Here is a 14,953-nt window from a genome sequence, read left to right on the forward strand (position 1 = left end):
TGCAGCGCCGCGGGAGCGGACTTACAATATCGGTTAATCCAGAGGCGCTCAACATGTCGTTTTCCCCAAGCTTTGCAGGGTTATCCGGGCCGTTAGCGGCTCTTTCCAATGCACTCGTCAGCGCACCTGAAAACGCGTTCGCGCGGCTCGGCAGCGTCTTCCTGACCCGTCTGCCGGCGGCGCCGCTCAATGCGCCCTACATGGTCGGCTTCTCCGCGGAGACCGCCGCGCTGCTCGGTTTAGAGCCGGGCCTCCAGGGCGACCCCGGTTTCGCCGAACTGTTCTCCGGCAACGCCACGCGCGAATGGCCCGCCGAGGCGCTGCCGTATGCGTCGGTGTACTCGGGGCATCAGTTCGGCGTGTGGGCCGGCCAGCTCGGCGACGGTCGCGCGCTCGGTCTCGGCGAGGTCGCGCATAACGGCCAACGCTTCGAGCTGCAACTCAAAGGCGCGGGGCGCACGCCCTATTCGCGCATGGGCGACGGCCGCGCAGTGCTGCGCTCGTCGATTCGCGAGTTTCTGTGTTCGGAAGCCATGCATCACCTGGGCATTCCGACCACTCGCGCGCTGTGCGTGGTCGGCTCCGATCAGCCGGTGCGGCGCGAAGAGATCGAAACCGCCGCGGTGGTCACGCGGGTCGCGCCGAGTTTCGTGCGCTTCGGCCACTTCGAGCATTTCTATTCGAACGATCGCACCGACGCGCTGCGCGCGCTCGCCGATCACGTGATCGAGCGTTTCTATCCGCATTGCCGCGACGCCGACGACCCCTATCTCGCGCTGCTCGGCGAAGCCGTGAAATCCACCGCCGACCTGATGGTCGAATGGCAGGCGGTCGGCTTCTGCCACGGCGTGATGAATACAGACAACATGTCGATTCTTGGCCTGACGATCGACTACGGTCCGTTCGGTTTCATGGACGGTTTCGACGCCGGCTACATCTGCAATCACTCCGATTCGCAAGGTCGTTACGCCTACAAGATGCAGCCGCAGATCGCCTACTGGAATCTCTTCTGTCTGGCGCAAGGGCTGTTGCCGCTGCTCGGCGAACAGCACGACGAAAGCGTGCGCGGCGACAAGGCGATCGAAGACGCGCAGCGCGTGCTCGGCGGTTTCAAGGAGCGTTTCGCGCCGGCATTGGAACGGCGCATGCGCGCGAAGCTCGGCCTGGAGATCGAACGCGACGGCGACGACACATTAGTGAACCGTCTGTTCGAGGTGATGCACGCCAACCGCGCCGATTTCACGCTGACGTTCCGCCATCTCGCGCGCGTGTCGCGACACGACGCGAGCGGCGACACGGCGGTGCGCGACCTGTTCCTCGACCGCGCCGCGTTCGACGCGTGGGCGAACGACTACCGCGCGCGCCTGTCCCATGAAACACGCGACGACGCCGCGCGCGCCATTGCAATGAACCGGGTCAACCCCAAATTCATTCTTCGCAATCATCTGGCGGAAACGGCGATCCGCCACGCGAAAGAGAAGGATTTTTCGGAAGTGGAGCGTCTGGCGGCGGTACTGCGCCGCCCGTTCGACGAACAGCCCGAGCATGAAGCGTATGCGGGGTTGCCGCCCGACTGGGCGAGTTCGCTGGAAGTGAGCTGCTCGTCGTGACGTGCCGAAGCCGTAGTGCAGTCCCCAAAACAAGCCCGAGACAGGAACCCCGACCATGAACAAGCCCGACGACCTCAACCCCAACACCCCCGACGTCCCCGCCGTGCAGAAAGACGACGCCGAGTGGCGCAAGCAGCTCTCCGACGTCGAATACCAGGTGACGCGCCACGCGGCCACCGAGCGCCCGTTCACCGGCCGCTATCACGACCACTGGGATCGCGGCATTTACGACTGCGTGTGCTGCGGCACGCCGCTTTTCGAATCCGACACCAAGTTCGACGCCGGCTGCGGCTGGCCGAGCTACTTCAAGCCGATCAACGGCGAAGTGATCGCCGAGAAAACCGACCGCGCGCACGGCATGCTGCGCATCGAAGTGCAATGCAAGAACTGCGGCGCGCATCTGGGTCACGTGTTCGAAGACGGCCCGGCGCCGACGGGTCTGCGTTACTGCATCAATTCGGCTGCGTTACAATTCGAGCCCAAGTAACGCAGCGCGGAGTCCGGCGCATTGCCGGTGGGGCCTGCGTTGCAGGCGCCCGCCGGCCGTTTCGCGCCGCGTCCCTCATTCCTCGACTCCTTCTGCGAATTCCCGACCAGATAATGAAATTCCTGTTCGATCTGTTCCCGATCATCCTGTTCTTCGTCGCCTTCAAGATCTGGGGCATTTTCACGGCGACGGCAGTGGCGATCGTCGCCACGCTGGTGCAGATCGCGTGGGTGGCGTTCCGTCACCGCAAGGTCGATCCGATGCTGTGGGTGAGCCTCGGCGTCGTCACCGTATTTGGCGGCGCGACGCTCGTGCTGCATAACGACACTTTCATCAAGTGGAAGCCGACCGTGCTGTACTGGGCGTTTTCCGTTGCGCTGATCGTCTCGCAACTGGCCTTCAACAAGAACCTGATCGAAGCGATGATGGGCAAGCAGATCACGCTGCCGCACGCGATCTGGGGCAAGCTGAGCGTAGTCTGGGCGATCTTTTTCGTACTGCTCGGGCTCGTCAATCTGTTCGTCGCGTACAACTACACCACCGACCAGTGGGTCAATTTCAAGCTGTTCGGCGCGACCGGTTGCCTCGTGGTGTTTATCGTTGGACAGAGCTTGTGGCTGTCGAAGTACATGAAGGAAGAATGACATGACCACCGACACCCATGTTTTCATGCACGCCACCACCGCCGAGCGTGCCGCGCTGATCGAAGCGCGCCTCAGCGCCGCGCTCGCGCCGGTCGCGTCGATCCAGATCAGCGACGACAGCGCGCAGCACGCGGGCCATGCCGGCGCCTCGGCCGGCGGTCATTTCAGTGTCACGATCGTGGCCGCCGCATTCGCCGGCAAGGCCCGCGTGGCGCGGCATCGCATGGTGTATGATGCGCTGGCCGATGCCATGCAGCGCGGCATTCATGCCCTTGCAATCACGGCGTATACGCCCGAAGAATTCGCTTTGTTGCCCCGCTAGGAACCTTCCGATGACCTTGAAGAAAACCCACCTTTGGGTATTGCTGGCTGCGTTCGCGGCCGCACCTGCATTTGCACAGAACATCGCTGTCGTGAACGGCACGCCGATTCCGAAGGCACGCGCCGACGCGCTGATCGAACAACTGGTGCATCAAGGCCAGCAAAACACGCCGCAACTGCAAACGGCTGTGCGCGAAGAGCTGGTGAATCGCGAAATCCTGATGCAGGAAGCCCTGCGTCGCGGCCTGCCGAATCGTCCGGACATCAAGGCACAAATCGCCGTCGCGCAACAAACCGTGGTGCTGCGCGCGCTGATCGAAGACTTCGTGAAGAACAACACGCCGAGCGACGCCGAAGTCACCGCGCGTTACAACGCGCTGATCAAAGATGCGGGCGGCAAGGAATATCACCTGCACCACATCCTGGTGGACAACGAACAGCAGGCAAAGGACCTGATCGCGAAGATCAAGGCCGGCGCAAGCTTCGAAGATCTCGCCAAGCAATACTCGAAGGACCCGGGATCGGGCAAGAACGGCGGTGACCTGGACTGGTCCGACCCGAAGGCTTATGTGCCTGAATTCGCGGACGCGGCTACGCATCTGCAGAAAGGCCAGATGACCGACACGCCGGTGCATACGCAATTCGGCTGGCACATCATTCGCCTCGACGATACGCGCGCTATCACGCCGCCGCCGCTGGAACAGGTGCGTCCGCAGATCGTGCAGCAGATCCAGCAGGAAAAGCTGCAAGCGTTCGAAGAAGGCCTGCGTAAGAACGCGAAGATTCAGTAAGCGGGTTACTTGCCCACTGGCTGAAACGAACAAGCCGCCCTCGGGCGGCTTGTTTGCTTTGATGACCTGGTTGTTTTACGTTTTGCTCGGTGTGTGAGACAAAAAAACCGCCCTCGGGCGGTTTTTTGTTTCTGCTCAACCTCAGCCTCAGCCCAACCAGCGGCGTGCGTTCTGGAACACGCGCAGCCACGGGCTTGCGTCCGTGCTGCCCTCACCCCAGCCTTCCGGATGCCAGCTCATCTGCACCGCGCGATGCACGCGCTCGGTGTGCGGCATCAGCACCGTGAAGCGGCCGTCCGGCGTGGTGACCGACGTGATGCCCTCCGGCGAGCCGTTCGGGTTGAACGGATACTGCTCGGTCGCCTGACCACGGTGATCGACAAAGCGCATGGCCACGGCCACCTTCGACGCGTCGCCCTGCTGCGAGAAGTCCGCATAGCCTTCGCCGTGAGCGATCGCCACCGGAATGCGCGAGCCTTCCATACCGTTGAAGAAGATCGACGGCGAAGCCTGCACTTCGACCAGCGAGAAGCGCGCTTCGAATTTCTCCGACTTGTTGCGCGTGAACTTCGGCCAGGCTTGCGCGCCCGGGATCATCGATGCGAGGCTGCTCATCATCTGGCAACCGTTGCAGATGCCCAGCGCGAACGTGTCTTCGCGACCGAAGAACGCGGCGAACATGTCGGCCAGTTGCGCGTTGAAGCGAATCGCCTTCGCCCAGCCTTCACCCGCGCCTAGCGTGTCGCCGTACGAGAAGCCGCCGCACGCCACCGCCCCGGCGAAATCCGCCAGATTGGCGCGGCCTGCCAGCAGATCGCTCATGTGCACGTCGTGCGCGTCGAAGCCGGCGCGGTCGAATGCGTACGCGGTTTCGAGGTGCGAGTTCACGCCCTGCTCACGCAGGATCGCGACACGCGGACGCGCGCTCTTGCCGATGAACGGCGCGGCCACGTCTTCTTTCGGATCGAAGCTCAAGACCGGCGTAATGCCCGGATCGGCCGCGTCCGACAGCATGTCGTATTCGGCGTCGGCGCAAGCCGGGTTATCGCGCAGACGCGAGATACGCCAGCTCACTTCGCTCCACGTGCGATGTAGCTCGGTGCGCGGCGCTTCGTAGATCTTCTTCGCGTCGCGATAGATTTCGATCGTGTCGCGCTCGTTGAGCTTGCCGATCACATGCGAGCACGCCGACAGGCCGTGTTCGCGCAATGCGGCTAGCACCGCGTCGCGGTCCGTTGCACGCACCTGGATCACGGCGCCGAGTTCTTCGTTGAACAGCGCGCGGATCGTGCGGTCTTCACGGCGGCCGCTGGTCTGCTTGGCCCAGTCTTTCGCGTCGCCGTAATCGGATTCGTGGTTCGGATCGAGCACCAGCATGTCGACGTTCAGCGACACGCCCACGTGACCCGCGAACGCCATTTCGCACACCGTCGCCCACAGGCCGCCGTCCGAGCGGTCGTGGTACGCGAGCAGTTTGCCTTCGCTATTCAGCGCCTGGATCGCGGCGAAGAAACGCTTCAGATCTTCCGGATCGTCGACGTCCGGCACCGTGTCGCCGACCTGCTGCGTGACCTGCGCGAGAATACTGCCGCCCAGACGATGCTTGCCGCGGCCGAGGTCGATCGCGATCAGCACCGAGTCGCCCACGCCATCTGTACCGTTGGCGCGGCGCAGTTGCGGCGTGAGGTGCTTCCGTACGTCTTCCACCGGCGCGAACGCCGTGATGATCAGCGAGACCGGCGCGACCACTTCTTTCGCAACGCCGTGGTCTTCCCACTTGGTGCGCATGGACAGCGAATCTTTACCGACCGGAATGCTGATACCGAGCGCCGGGCACAGTTCCATGCCGATCGCCTTGACCGTGTCGTACAGCGCGGCGTCTTCACCGGCTGCGCCACATGCGGCCATCCAGTTCGCCGACAGCTTGAGCTTGTCGAGCGACGCGATCGGCGCCGCCGCAATGTTCGTGACCGCCTCGCCGACCGCCATGCGGCCCGACGCCGGCGCGTTGATCACGGCGAGCGGCGTGCGCTCGGCCATGGTCATCGCTTCGCCGCGGAAACCCGCGTAGTCCATCGTGGTGATCGCGACATCGGCCACCGGCACTTGCCACGGACCGACCATCTGGTCACGCGCGGTCGTGCCGCCCACCGAACGATCGCCGATGGTAATCAGGAACGACTTGCTCGCGACCGTGGGGTGACGCAGCACGCTGACCGCGACGTCCGGCAACGCAATCCCGGTGACGTCCACCGGTTCGAGCTTCTGCTCGACCCGCTTGACGTCGCGATGCATGCGCGGCGCTTTGCCGAGCAGCACTTCCATCGGCATATCGACCGGTTGATGCGCGCTGTCCGCGTTCTGCTCGGAGTCGATCACCTTCAGTTGACGCTCGGCGGTCGCCGTGCCGATCACCGCGAACGGGCAGCGCTCGCGCAGGCACATGGCTTCGAACGCCGGCAGATCGGCCGGCGCGATGGCCAGCACGTAACGTTCTTGCGCTTCGTTCGACCAGATTTCGCGCGGCGACAAACCGCTCTCTTCGAGCTGGATCTTGCGCAGATCGAACAACGCACCCTTGCTGGCGCCGTCGACCACTTCCGGGAACGCGTTCGACAAACCGCCCGCGCCGACGTCGTGAATGCTCAGAATCGGGTTCTTGTCGCCGAGCTGCCAGCACGCGTTGATGACTTCCTGCGCCCGGCGTTCGATTTCGGGGTTGCCGCGCTGCACCGAGTCGAAGTCGAGCTCGGCGGTATTGGTGCCGGTCGCCATGGAACTCGCCGCGCCGCCGCCCATGCCGATCCGCATGCCCGGGCCGCCGATCTGGATCAGCAGCGAGCCTTCCGGCAGATCGTGCTTATGCGTGTGCTGGTCCGAAATATTGCCGATGCCGCCGGCGATCATGATCGGCTTGTGATAGCCGCGCACCAGACCCGCGACGTTCTGCTCGTAAGCGCGGAAATAGCCGCCCAGATTCGGCCGGCCGAATTCGTTGTTGAACGCGGCGCCGCCGAGCGGGCCGTCGATCATGATTTGCAGCGGCGATGCGATGCGGTCCGGACGGCCGTACGCTTCGTGCTGCTCCGCGGGATTGCGGTGTGCGAGCGGCTGCGCGACGTCGCGCGCGTTTTCCCATGCCTCGACGCCGTCCGGCAACGCCAGATTCGACACCGTGAAGCCGGCCAGACCCGCCTTCGGACGTGCGCCGCGACCGGTCGCGCCTTCGTCGCGGATTTCACCGCCCGAGCCGGTGGACGCGCCCGGGAACGGCGAGATCGCGGTCGGGTGGTTATGCGTTTCCACCTTCATCAGCGTGTGCGTGAGTTCGACGCCACGGCGATAGTGTTCCGGCAGTTCGCTCGTGCCGAGGTCGGCCGGCGTGCGCGGGAACCAGCGCTCGGCCATGCCGCCCGCCATGATCGCCGAGTTGTCCGAATACGCGACGATCGTGCCTTGCGGATTCAGCTTCTCGGTATTGCGGATCATGTTGAACAGCGAGATGTCCTGCTTCTCGCCGTCGATACTCCAGTCCGCGTTGAAAATCTTGTGACGGCAGTGTTCGCTGTTGGCCTGCGCGAACATCATCAGTTCGACGTCGGTCGGGTTGCGGCCGAGTGTCGTGAACGCGTCGATCAGGTAGTCGATTTCGTCGTCCGCCAGTGCGAGGCCCAGTTCCGTGTTCGCCGCTTCCAGCGCGCCGCGGCCGTGGCCGAGCACGTCGACGGTTTGCAGCGGCTTGGCCGGCAGTTCGTCGAACAGATGCAGCGCGTGTTCGCGCGAGCTCGACACGCTTTCGGTCATGCGGTCGTGCAGCGCGGCGACGACAGCCGCGCGGGCTTCGTCGGAGAGTGCCTTCTTGCCGCCCAGCAGGCCGCTTTTCAGCGTGACCGTGTACTCGACGCCGCGCTCGATCCGGCGCACCTGCGTGAGACCGCACAGATGCGCGATGTCGGTGGCCTTGCTGGCCCACGGCGACACCGTGCCGAAGCGCGGCACCACGAGGAAGGTTTCGGCCGTGCCGCGCTCTTTGCTTTCTTCGAGCGGATCGCCGTAGTGCATCAGCGCTTCGATCTTCGCCGTGTCTTCAGCGGACAGCTCGCTCTGGGCGTTGACGAAGTGCAGATACTGCCCGCGCACGCCGGTGATGTTCGGGTCGATGCGCGTAAGCGTGTCGAGCAGGCGGGTTTGACGGAAATCGGAAAGGGCCGAAGCGCCGGGGAAACACGAGAAGTGGGCCATGGACTTGACTTTGCGTCGCTCAGTGATGCCGAGAAGTCGCGCGTGCAGGCGACGTGAGGCGGAAAAGAAGTCCGAGATTATACCCCGGGAAAGGGCTTCCGGCCGCCTTGCCGGTGCGCTTTCGGCCCGCTCGCGCCGCGCCGCGCGACGCTTTCCGGCGTGCCGCCCGCGTGGCCGCGCGAGCACTTTGGCTGCTATCATTCGCCCTTTCACCAGATCGGCGCGAGCGGCCTGAGGCAATGAGTCAGGCCGGGCAATGCGCGCCGCATGTCACGCTCAACGGGAGCGCGCCGCTTCGGCGTCCCGTCGGCCATTCGAATCAGAACATGGATGTCATCGTCATCGGCGGCGGGATTGCGGGCGTCGCCACCGCTTATCAATTGCGCGCGACCGGTCACCGGGTCTGCGTCGTCGAGCGTCACGCCACGGTGGCGCAAGGCGCGACCTATGGCCATGGCGGCACCGTGCTGCCCACGCCGCTCGACGTCTGGTTCGGCCCGACCTTCATGGCGAGCCGGCAGAACGCCAGAAACGGCGTCATCAGCAAGACCGGCTTCACCGGGCCGGCGCGCCAGTTCGTCAAACAACTCGCCACGCTGCAGGACCCCGAGGCCTTCAGCCGCCAATATGGCCGGCTGCGTCCGCTGATCGAACTGTCGCGCGACGCCATGGCCGACGTCGAAGCGCGCTTCGGCCTCGAATTCGAACAGACCAGCGGTTTGCTGTACCTGGTGCGCTCCGCGCAGGAGTGGGAGCAGACCCAGCCGGCGCTCGACCTGCTGCGCCAGAACGAAGTGCCGCATCACGTGCTGACGCCCGCCGAATGCAGCGCGTTCGAGCATTCGGTGCGCGCCGAGCCGGAGTTCGCCGGCGGCGTGCTGTTCGATCAGGAACGCACGGCCAACTCGCCGCTGTTCGCCAAGCTGATCAAGCAGACGCTCGATACGCAAGGCGGCGTGCAATTCATGCTCGGCTGCGAAGTCTCGGCGATCCGCCTCGAAGGTCAGCGCGCGTCGGTGGAACTGGCGCCGCGGCCGGGCGCGTCGTCGCGTTCGCGCGAGGTCGACGTGATCCATGCGGACGCGGTCGTCGTGGCCGCCGGGCACGGCAGCCTCGCGCTGCTCGAACCGCTCGGCCTGCGCCTGCCGCTGCATCCGCTGCGCCTGCATACGCTGGTCGCGCCGATCGCGCATGAAGAATGCGCGCCGCATGTGGCGATCGTCGACGCGGTCAAGCGTATTGCGATCAGCCGGATGAATCATCGGCTGCGGATTGCGGGTGGCGCGGTGCTGCAGAGCGCCGCACAGATCGACAAGCCGCTCGGCGAAGCATTGACCAAAGAAGCGCTGGCGCTGCTCGGCCAGGCCACGCACGACTGGATTCCGGGCGCGGCGCGGATCTCGGCGGCGCTGCCGTGGGAAGGCGTCAAACTGCTGTCGCCCGACGGCTTGCCGGTGATCGGCAACGCGTTGCATCCGCGTCTGTTCGTCAATGTCGGGCATGGCCCGGCGGGCTGGGGACTGGCTTGCGGCGCGGGCAAACTGATCGCCGATCTGATGTCCGGTCAGACGCCGGATGTGCCCGCGGACACGCTGGCGGCGCTGCGCGCGGACCGCTTCTAGTCGCAGCCGGCCGATGGGTTCGCGCGGCGCGCTCATCGGCACTACCATAGCGGCTTCTCCAGCTTCCTCGCCTCGGGCCTTGCGCCAGGGCGAATCGCCCGCCGCCATGACCGAAGCCGATCTCACTCCGCCTACCCTCACCCGCCCTCACAACAAGGCGCTGCCTTTACTGACGCTGACCGACCTGCGGCTCGCCGAATCCCAGGCCGCGGCCGGCTTGCCCGAGCACACGCTGATGGCGCGCGCCGGCAAGTCCGCGGCGAGCTTCCTGCAGGAACTCATCACACGCGACACGTCGATCGAACGCGCGAAGCAGAAGGTGTGGCTGATCGCCGGCCCCGGCAATAACGGCGGCGACGCGCTGGTTCTCGCGACGGAGCTGCACAAGGACGGCATTGCCGTGGAACTGTGCATGCCGGTCGACGTGAAACCGGACGACGCCCGCTGGGCTCTCGAACTGGCGCGCGCCGCCGGCGTTGCGATCAGCACGGCGCCGCCCGCGTCGCTGGACGGCTACACGTGGCTCGTGGACGGCATGTTCGGCATCGGCCTGACACGCGCCCTCGACGGCGTCTTCGCGACGGTCGCGCGGCAGCTTTCGCAGCGCGCCAAGGCGCGGCCGCGCAAAGGCGGCGTGCTGGCGCTCGACGTCCCCAGCGGCCTCGACAGCGACACCGGCACGGTGGTCGGCGAAAGCGACGGCGTGGCCGTGCATGCCACGCACACGATCAGCTTCATCGCCGCCAAACCGGGGCTGTTCACCGCGCAAGGTCGCGACCTCGCCGGCTCGGTCACCGTTGCGCCGATCGGCATCGACTCCAGCAAACGCACGGCCGTGCAACTCAATGCGCCCGACCTGTTCGCCGGCTTCCTGCCGCCACGCGATTTCGCGACCAACAAGGGCACCTTCGGCAGCCTCGCCGTGGTCGGCGGCGACACCGGCATGTGCGGCGCGCCGATCCTCGCGTCGCGCGCGGCGCTGTACACCGGCGCGGGCAAAGTGCACGTCGCGCTGCTGGGCGACGGCGCGCCGCCCTACGATCCGCCGCATCCCGAACTGATGCTGCACGCGATCGACGCGCTGCCGCTCGACAAGATGGACGCGCTCGCGATCGGCTGCGGCATGGGCGAGCGCGAGCGCGCCATCCAGGTGCTGCATGACGTGCTGCAACTCGACATGCCGAAGCTGTTCGACGCGGACGCGCTGAATCTGATCGCGAAAGATCCGTCGCTCGCGGCCGAACTCACCGCGCGCGGCGTACAAGGCGATCCGTGCCTTCTCACGCCCCATCCGCTCGAAGCCGCGCGCCTGCTCGGCACCGACGCGCCCGGCGTGCAGCGCGACCGGCTCGGCGCGGCGCGTGCGCTGGCGGCGCGCTTTGCCAGCGTGGTGGTGCTGAAAGGCACCGGCACGATCATCGCCGCGCCCGACGGCCGCCTCGCGATCAATCCGACCGGCAACGCCGCGCTCGCAACGGGCGGCACCGGCGACGTGCTCGGCGGCATCATCGGCGCGTTGCTTGCGCAGCATCTGCCGCGCTACGAAGCGGCGTTGGCGGGCGTCTATCTGCACGGCCTCGCCGCCGACACGCTGACGGCGCAAGGGCATGGTCCGGCTGGCTTGACGGCGGGCGAACTGGCGCCGATGGTGCGGAGTTTGCTGAACCGGCTGTTTTATCCGACAACGGAAGGGTGAGACGTGGGACGCGGCGCCCGCATCCCACACTCTGCACCGCGCCGCCAAAGCGCGCCTGCCTGTCACCCTTCACACAAGGCCGCTATACTGAACGACTGCGCCGCGCGTCGGATTCGAAGCGGGTGGCGGCGAAGCTTCCGCGCACGTTCGCATCGCGCAGCGAACGCCCGAAGCCTCCCCACCGCTCCATCCATCACCGGCCGCGCGGCATCGCTCTAACAGCATCGTTGCATCATCCTCGGCAGCGCTTCACGCGCTCGCCTTCCTTCGTGCCCTTGGTTAGACGGACGCTATGACGCAGAACTCGCTCCCCTCCTGGTCCTCGCTGCAAACGCATTACGAGAAGATTCGCGATGCGCACCTGCGCGACTGGTTCGCCCCCGAGAACGATCCCGCCCCCACCCGCGCCGAGCGCTTCGCGTTCGCCGGCGGCGGTCTCGCGGCCGATTTCTCGAAGAACCGCATCACCGACGACACCCTCAAGCTGCTCGTGCAACTCGCGCGTGAAGCCGGCGTCGAAAAGCGCCGCGACGCGATGTTCGCCGGCGAGGTCGTCAACCCGACCGAAGGCCGCGCCGCCTTGCACACCGCATTGCGCGCCACCGACCCGAAAGCGCCGTTCTTCGACCAGGTGCAGGCCGAGCGCGCAAAGATGGCCGCGTTCGCCGACCAGGTGCGCAGTGGCGCATGGACCGGCTACACCGGCAAGCGGATCCGCTATGTGGTGAACATCGGCATCGGCGGCTCGGACCTGGGGCCGAAAATGGTCGTGCATGCGCTGCATCATCTGGCCACGCCCGAGATCACCACGCACTTCGTGTCGAATGTAGACGGCGCCGATCTGTACAACGTCATGCAGCAGATCGATCCCGAGGAAACGCTCGCGATCATCGTCTCCAAGACGTTCACCACGCTCGAAACCATGACCAACGCGCGCTCGCTGCGCGACTGGTTCGTCGAGAAGGGTTGCCCGGAAAGCGCGCTGGCGAAGCACTTTGTCGGCGTGTCGGCGAATCCGTCGGAAGTGGTCAAGTTCGGCATCGCCAAAGAGAACGTGTTCGAGATGTGGGACTGGGTCGGCGGCCGCTATTCGCTGTGGTCGGCGGTGGGCTTGTCGATCATGATCGCGGTCGGCCCGCAGCAGTTCGGCGAACTGCTCGCCGGCGCCAACGAGATGGACCAGCATTTCCGCGACGCACCGCTCGAGAAGAACCTGCCGGTGCTGCTCGGCATGATCGGCATCTGGTATCGCAACTTCTTCGGCTCGCAAAGCTATCTGGTCGCGCCGTATTCGAATGCGCTGCATTTCCTGCCGTCGTATCTGCAACAGCTTGAGATGGAAAGCAACGGCAAGTCCGCGCGACTCGACGGCGCGATGGTCGATTACCCGACCGCCGCCGTGACGTGGGGCGAACCGGGCACGAACGGCCAGCACGCGTTCTTCCAGATGCTGCATCAGGGTCCGACGATCGTGCCGATCGACTTCATCGCCGTGATGACGCCGGAGCATCCGCTCGTCAGCCATCATCCGAAGCTGCTGGCCAACTGCTTCGCGCAAAGTGAAGCGCTGATGCTCGGTCGCACGCTGGAAGAAGCGAAGAAAGTGGCCGGCCCGGACAAGCCGGAACTCGCGCCGCATCTGGTGTTTCCGGGCAACCGGCCGACCAGCACGCTGCTGGTCGACGCGTTGACCGCGCGCTCGCTCGGCGCGTTGATCGCGTTGTACGAGCACAAGGTGCTGGTGCAGGCGTCGGTGTGGAACATCAATCCGTTCGATCAATGGGGCGTCGAACTCGGCAAGATTCTCGGCAAGGTGGTCGAGGCCGATCTGACCTCGGCGAGCGTGGATGAGAAGAAGCATGACTCGTCGACGTCGGCGTTGATCGCGCGGGCGCGCGCGGCGTTGAAGAAGTGAGTTGAGTCGCGCGGGAGATCGCGTTGATTGAGCAATAAAAAAGCGGGCCATTCGTGGCCCGCTTTGCTTTTGGTGCGACGGTTGGTGTAACCGGTTGGTGCGGCGGTTTTTGTGACGCTGGTTTGGCGCGAGGCTCGTTACCAGGTCGCTTCAAGCCAGCCGACCCGCCTCGATCGTCACAGTCGTATCGCAGCGACGCGCCAGCTCGATATCGTGCGTAACCAGAATCAGCGTGGCGCCGTTCGCGCGATTCATCTCGAACATCAGGTCGATCACGGCGTGGCCGGTGGCGGCGTCGAGACTGCCGGTCGGCTCGTCCGCGAACAGGATCGCCGGATGCGTGACGAACGCGCGTGCCAAAGCCACACGTTGCTGCTCGCCGCCCGAAAGAAGCTTCGGATAGTGACCCGTGCGCTGCCCTAACCCCACCTGCTCCAGCAAACCACGCGCACGCGTCGCGGCTTCGCGCGTGCCGACGCCGCCCTGCAACTCGAGCGGCAACGTGACGTTTTCGAGCGCCGTCAAATGCGGCATCAGTTGAAACGACTGGAACACGAAACCGACCGAGCCGCTGCGCAATGCGGCCCGCTCGTCTTCGCTCAATTCGGTGAGTTCGCGACCGAGTAGTCGAACCGAGCCCGAACTCGCGCTGTCCAATCCCGCGAGCAAGCCGAGCAGCGTAGACTTGCCCGACCCGGATGCGCCGACGATCGCCACACTGCTGCCGGCATCGATAGCAAGATCGATGTTGTCGAGAATCGTCAGTTCGCCCGTCGCATCCTTAACCTTCTTGCACAAACCCCGCACTTCAATGACTGGATCAGTTTTGTTTAGCATGGTGAAGCGTAGGTTGAAAGTGCTTGCCATTGCGCCGCGCGCCGCAGCGCCGACTTCGGCATTCGGCTTGGGCCTGGTGGCCGCCACCCTGTTTGCGCTGCCCTTTGCGGCGCGTGCCGCCAACGCGCCCGAACCGGCCAGGCCGGTGATCGTCGTGCTCGGCGACAGCATCTCCGCCGAGTACGGCCTGCCTCGCGACACGGGCTGGGTTGCCTTGATGCGCCAGCGCCTTGCCACCGAGCGAATCGATTATAGCGTCGCCAATGCAAGCATTAGCGGCGACACCACCAGCGGCGGACGCGCCCGTTTGCCGGCATTGCTGGAGCGCCTGAAGCCGAGCATCGTGATCGTCGAACTCGGCGCTAACGACGCCTTGCGCGGCGTACCGCTCTCCACCACCGACGACAACCTGCGCACGATCGTCGAACAGGCCCAACAGGGTCACGCGAAGGTCGTGCTGGTGGGCATGTATGTGCCGCCTAATTACGGCCCCGACTACACCCAAAAGTTCCATGCCATGTACGGCCAACTGTCGCAGCAATTGCATGTCGCGCTGGTGCCGTTCCTGCTCGCCGGCATCGCCGACAAACCGGACATGTTCCAGGCGGATCAGATGCATCCGACCCAGCAGGCACAGCCAGTGCTACTCAATAACGTGTGGCCTGTGGTTAAGCCGCTCCTTCGACCAAGTTCGCCGCGCTGAACAGCGCGCTAACAACTTGTTTCCAGAACTTTGGGAACACGGATCGGTAAGGTCTATCTGACACTTTCGTAATCCCGTGTAACCC

General features: G+C 65.1%; 11 protein-coding genes. 9 read left to right on the forward strand and 2 right to left on the reverse strand.

Going from position 1 to position 14,953, the window contains the following annotated elements; all coding sequences use genetic code 11:
* Window positions 1-53 precede the first annotated feature (53 nt).
* The 5 genes from FA94_RS09980 to FA94_RS10000 all read left to right on the forward strand — a co-directional run bounded on the left by FA94_RS09980 (window position 54) and on the right by FA94_RS10000 (window position 3,853).
* Window positions 54-1,610 (forward strand): protein adenylyltransferase SelO, encoded by a 1,557-nt coding sequence (locus FA94_RS09980; protein WP_035550272.1) that lies wholly within the window; start codon window positions 54-56, stop codon window positions 1,608-1,610.
* Window positions 1,611-1,665: 55 nt separating this feature from the next.
* The gene (msrB, locus tag FA94_RS09985) at window positions 1,666-2,097 is read left to right on the forward strand and encodes a peptide-methionine (R)-S-oxide reductase MsrB (protein WP_035550275.1); all 432 of its coding nucleotides are present in this window, start codon (window positions 1,666-1,668) and stop codon (window positions 2,095-2,097) included.
* A gap of 113 nt (window positions 2,098-2,210) precedes the next feature.
* On the forward strand, window positions 2,211-2,741 hold the full coding sequence (locus tag FA94_RS09990) for a septation protein A (protein ID WP_012432930.1): 531 nt from the start codon (window positions 2,211-2,213) through the stop codon (window positions 2,739-2,741).
* Between the two features lies 1 nt (window position 2,742).
* Window positions 2,743-3,063 (forward strand): BolA family protein, encoded by a 321-nt coding sequence (locus FA94_RS09995; RefSeq protein ID WP_035550278.1) that lies wholly within the window; start codon window positions 2,743-2,745, stop codon window positions 3,061-3,063.
* Between the two features lie 10 nt (window positions 3,064-3,073).
* Window positions 3,074-3,853 carry a peptidylprolyl isomerase gene (locus FA94_RS10000; protein ID WP_035550281.1) on the forward strand — a complete coding sequence of 260 codons (780 nt, stop codon included), beginning with the start codon at window positions 3,074-3,076 and terminating at the stop codon, window positions 3,851-3,853.
* A 147-nt stretch (window positions 3,854-4,000) separates the two neighbouring features.
* Here FA94_RS10000 and purL read toward each other — a convergent pair whose 3' ends face one another.
* Entirely contained in the window at window positions 4,001-8,095 is a 4,095-nt protein-coding gene (gene purL, locus FA94_RS10005) for a phosphoribosylformylglycinamidine synthase (RefSeq protein ID WP_035550284.1), read from the reverse strand.
* Between the two features lie 326 nt (window positions 8,096-8,421).
* Between purL and FA94_RS10010 the strand changes: the two genes are divergently transcribed.
* The 3 genes from FA94_RS10010 (at window position 8,422) to pgi (ending at window position 13,328) form a co-directional block, all read left to right on the forward strand.
* Window positions 8,422-9,717 (forward strand): FAD-dependent oxidoreductase, encoded by a 1,296-nt coding sequence (locus tag FA94_RS10010; protein ID WP_035561813.1) that lies wholly within the window; start codon window positions 8,422-8,424, stop codon window positions 9,715-9,717.
* 106 nt (window positions 9,718-9,823) lie between these two features.
* Window positions 9,824-11,413, forward strand: coding sequence for an NAD(P)H-hydrate dehydratase (locus FA94_RS10015; protein ID WP_035550287.1), 1,590 nt, complete (start codon window positions 9,824-9,826; stop codon window positions 11,411-11,413).
* 292 nt (window positions 11,414-11,705) lie between these two features.
* A complete protein-coding gene (gene pgi / locus FA94_RS10020; protein WP_035550289.1) occupies window positions 11,706-13,328 on the forward strand; it encodes a glucose-6-phosphate isomerase in 1,623 nt (540 codons plus the stop codon).
* Between the two features lie 150 nt (window positions 13,329-13,478).
* On the opposite strand, the gene FA94_RS10025 is transcribed toward pgi, so the two are convergent.
* Window positions 13,479-14,165, reverse strand: a complete 687-nt coding sequence (locus FA94_RS10025) for an ABC transporter ATP-binding protein (protein ID WP_051980518.1) — start codon at window positions 14,163-14,165, stop codon at window positions 13,479-13,481.
* Between FA94_RS10025 and FA94_RS10030 the strand changes: the two genes are divergently transcribed.
* Window positions 14,164-14,868, forward strand: a complete 705-nt coding sequence (locus tag FA94_RS10030) for an arylesterase (protein WP_035550294.1) — start codon at window positions 14,164-14,166, stop codon at window positions 14,866-14,868. The genes FA94_RS10025 and FA94_RS10030 overlap by 2 nt on opposite strands.
* Window positions 14,869-14,953 lie beyond the last annotated feature (85 nt).

Source organism: Burkholderia sp. 9120 (assembly GCF_000745015.1).
Lineage (GTDB): Bacteria > Pseudomonadota > Gammaproteobacteria > Burkholderiales > Burkholderiaceae > Paraburkholderia.

What these genes read in the sequence shown, in the direction of transcription:
- FA94_RS09980 (WP_035550272.1), top strand. Translation starts at nt 54, where the DNA reads ATGTCGTTTTCCCCAAGCTTTGCAGGGTTATCCGGGCCGTTAGCGGCT.
- msrB (WP_035550275.1), top strand. Translation starts at nt 1,666, where the DNA reads ATGAACAAGCCCGACGACCTCAACCCCAACACCCCCGACGTCCCCGCC.
- FA94_RS09990 (WP_012432930.1), top strand. Translation starts at nt 2,211, where the DNA reads ATGAAATTCCTGTTCGATCTGTTCCCGATCATCCTGTTCTTCGTCGCC.
- FA94_RS09995 (WP_035550278.1), top strand. Translation starts at nt 2,743, where the DNA reads ATGACCACCGACACCCATGTTTTCATGCACGCCACCACCGCCGAGCGT.
- FA94_RS10000 (WP_035550281.1), top strand. Translation starts at nt 3,074, where the DNA reads ATGACCTTGAAGAAAACCCACCTTTGGGTATTGCTGGCTGCGTTCGCG.
- purL (WP_035550284.1), bottom strand. Translation starts at nt 8,095, where the DNA reads ATGGCCCACTTCTCGTGTTTCCCCGGCGCTTCGGCCCTTTCCGATTTC.
- FA94_RS10010 (WP_035561813.1), top strand. Translation starts at nt 8,422, where the DNA reads ATGGATGTCATCGTCATCGGCGGCGGGATTGCGGGCGTCGCCACCGCT.
- FA94_RS10015 (WP_035550287.1), top strand. Translation starts at nt 9,824, where the DNA reads ATGACCGAAGCCGATCTCACTCCGCCTACCCTCACCCGCCCTCACAAC.
- pgi (WP_035550289.1), top strand. Translation starts at nt 11,706, where the DNA reads ATGACGCAGAACTCGCTCCCCTCCTGGTCCTCGCTGCAAACGCATTAC.
- FA94_RS10030 (WP_035550294.1), top strand. Translation starts at nt 14,164, where the DNA reads ATGGTGAAGCGTAGGTTGAAAGTGCTTGCCATTGCGCCGCGCGCCGCA.
- FA94_RS10025 (WP_051980518.1), bottom strand. Translation starts at nt 14,165, where the DNA reads ATGCTAAACAAAACTGATCCAGTCATTGAAGTGCGGGGTTTGTGCAAG.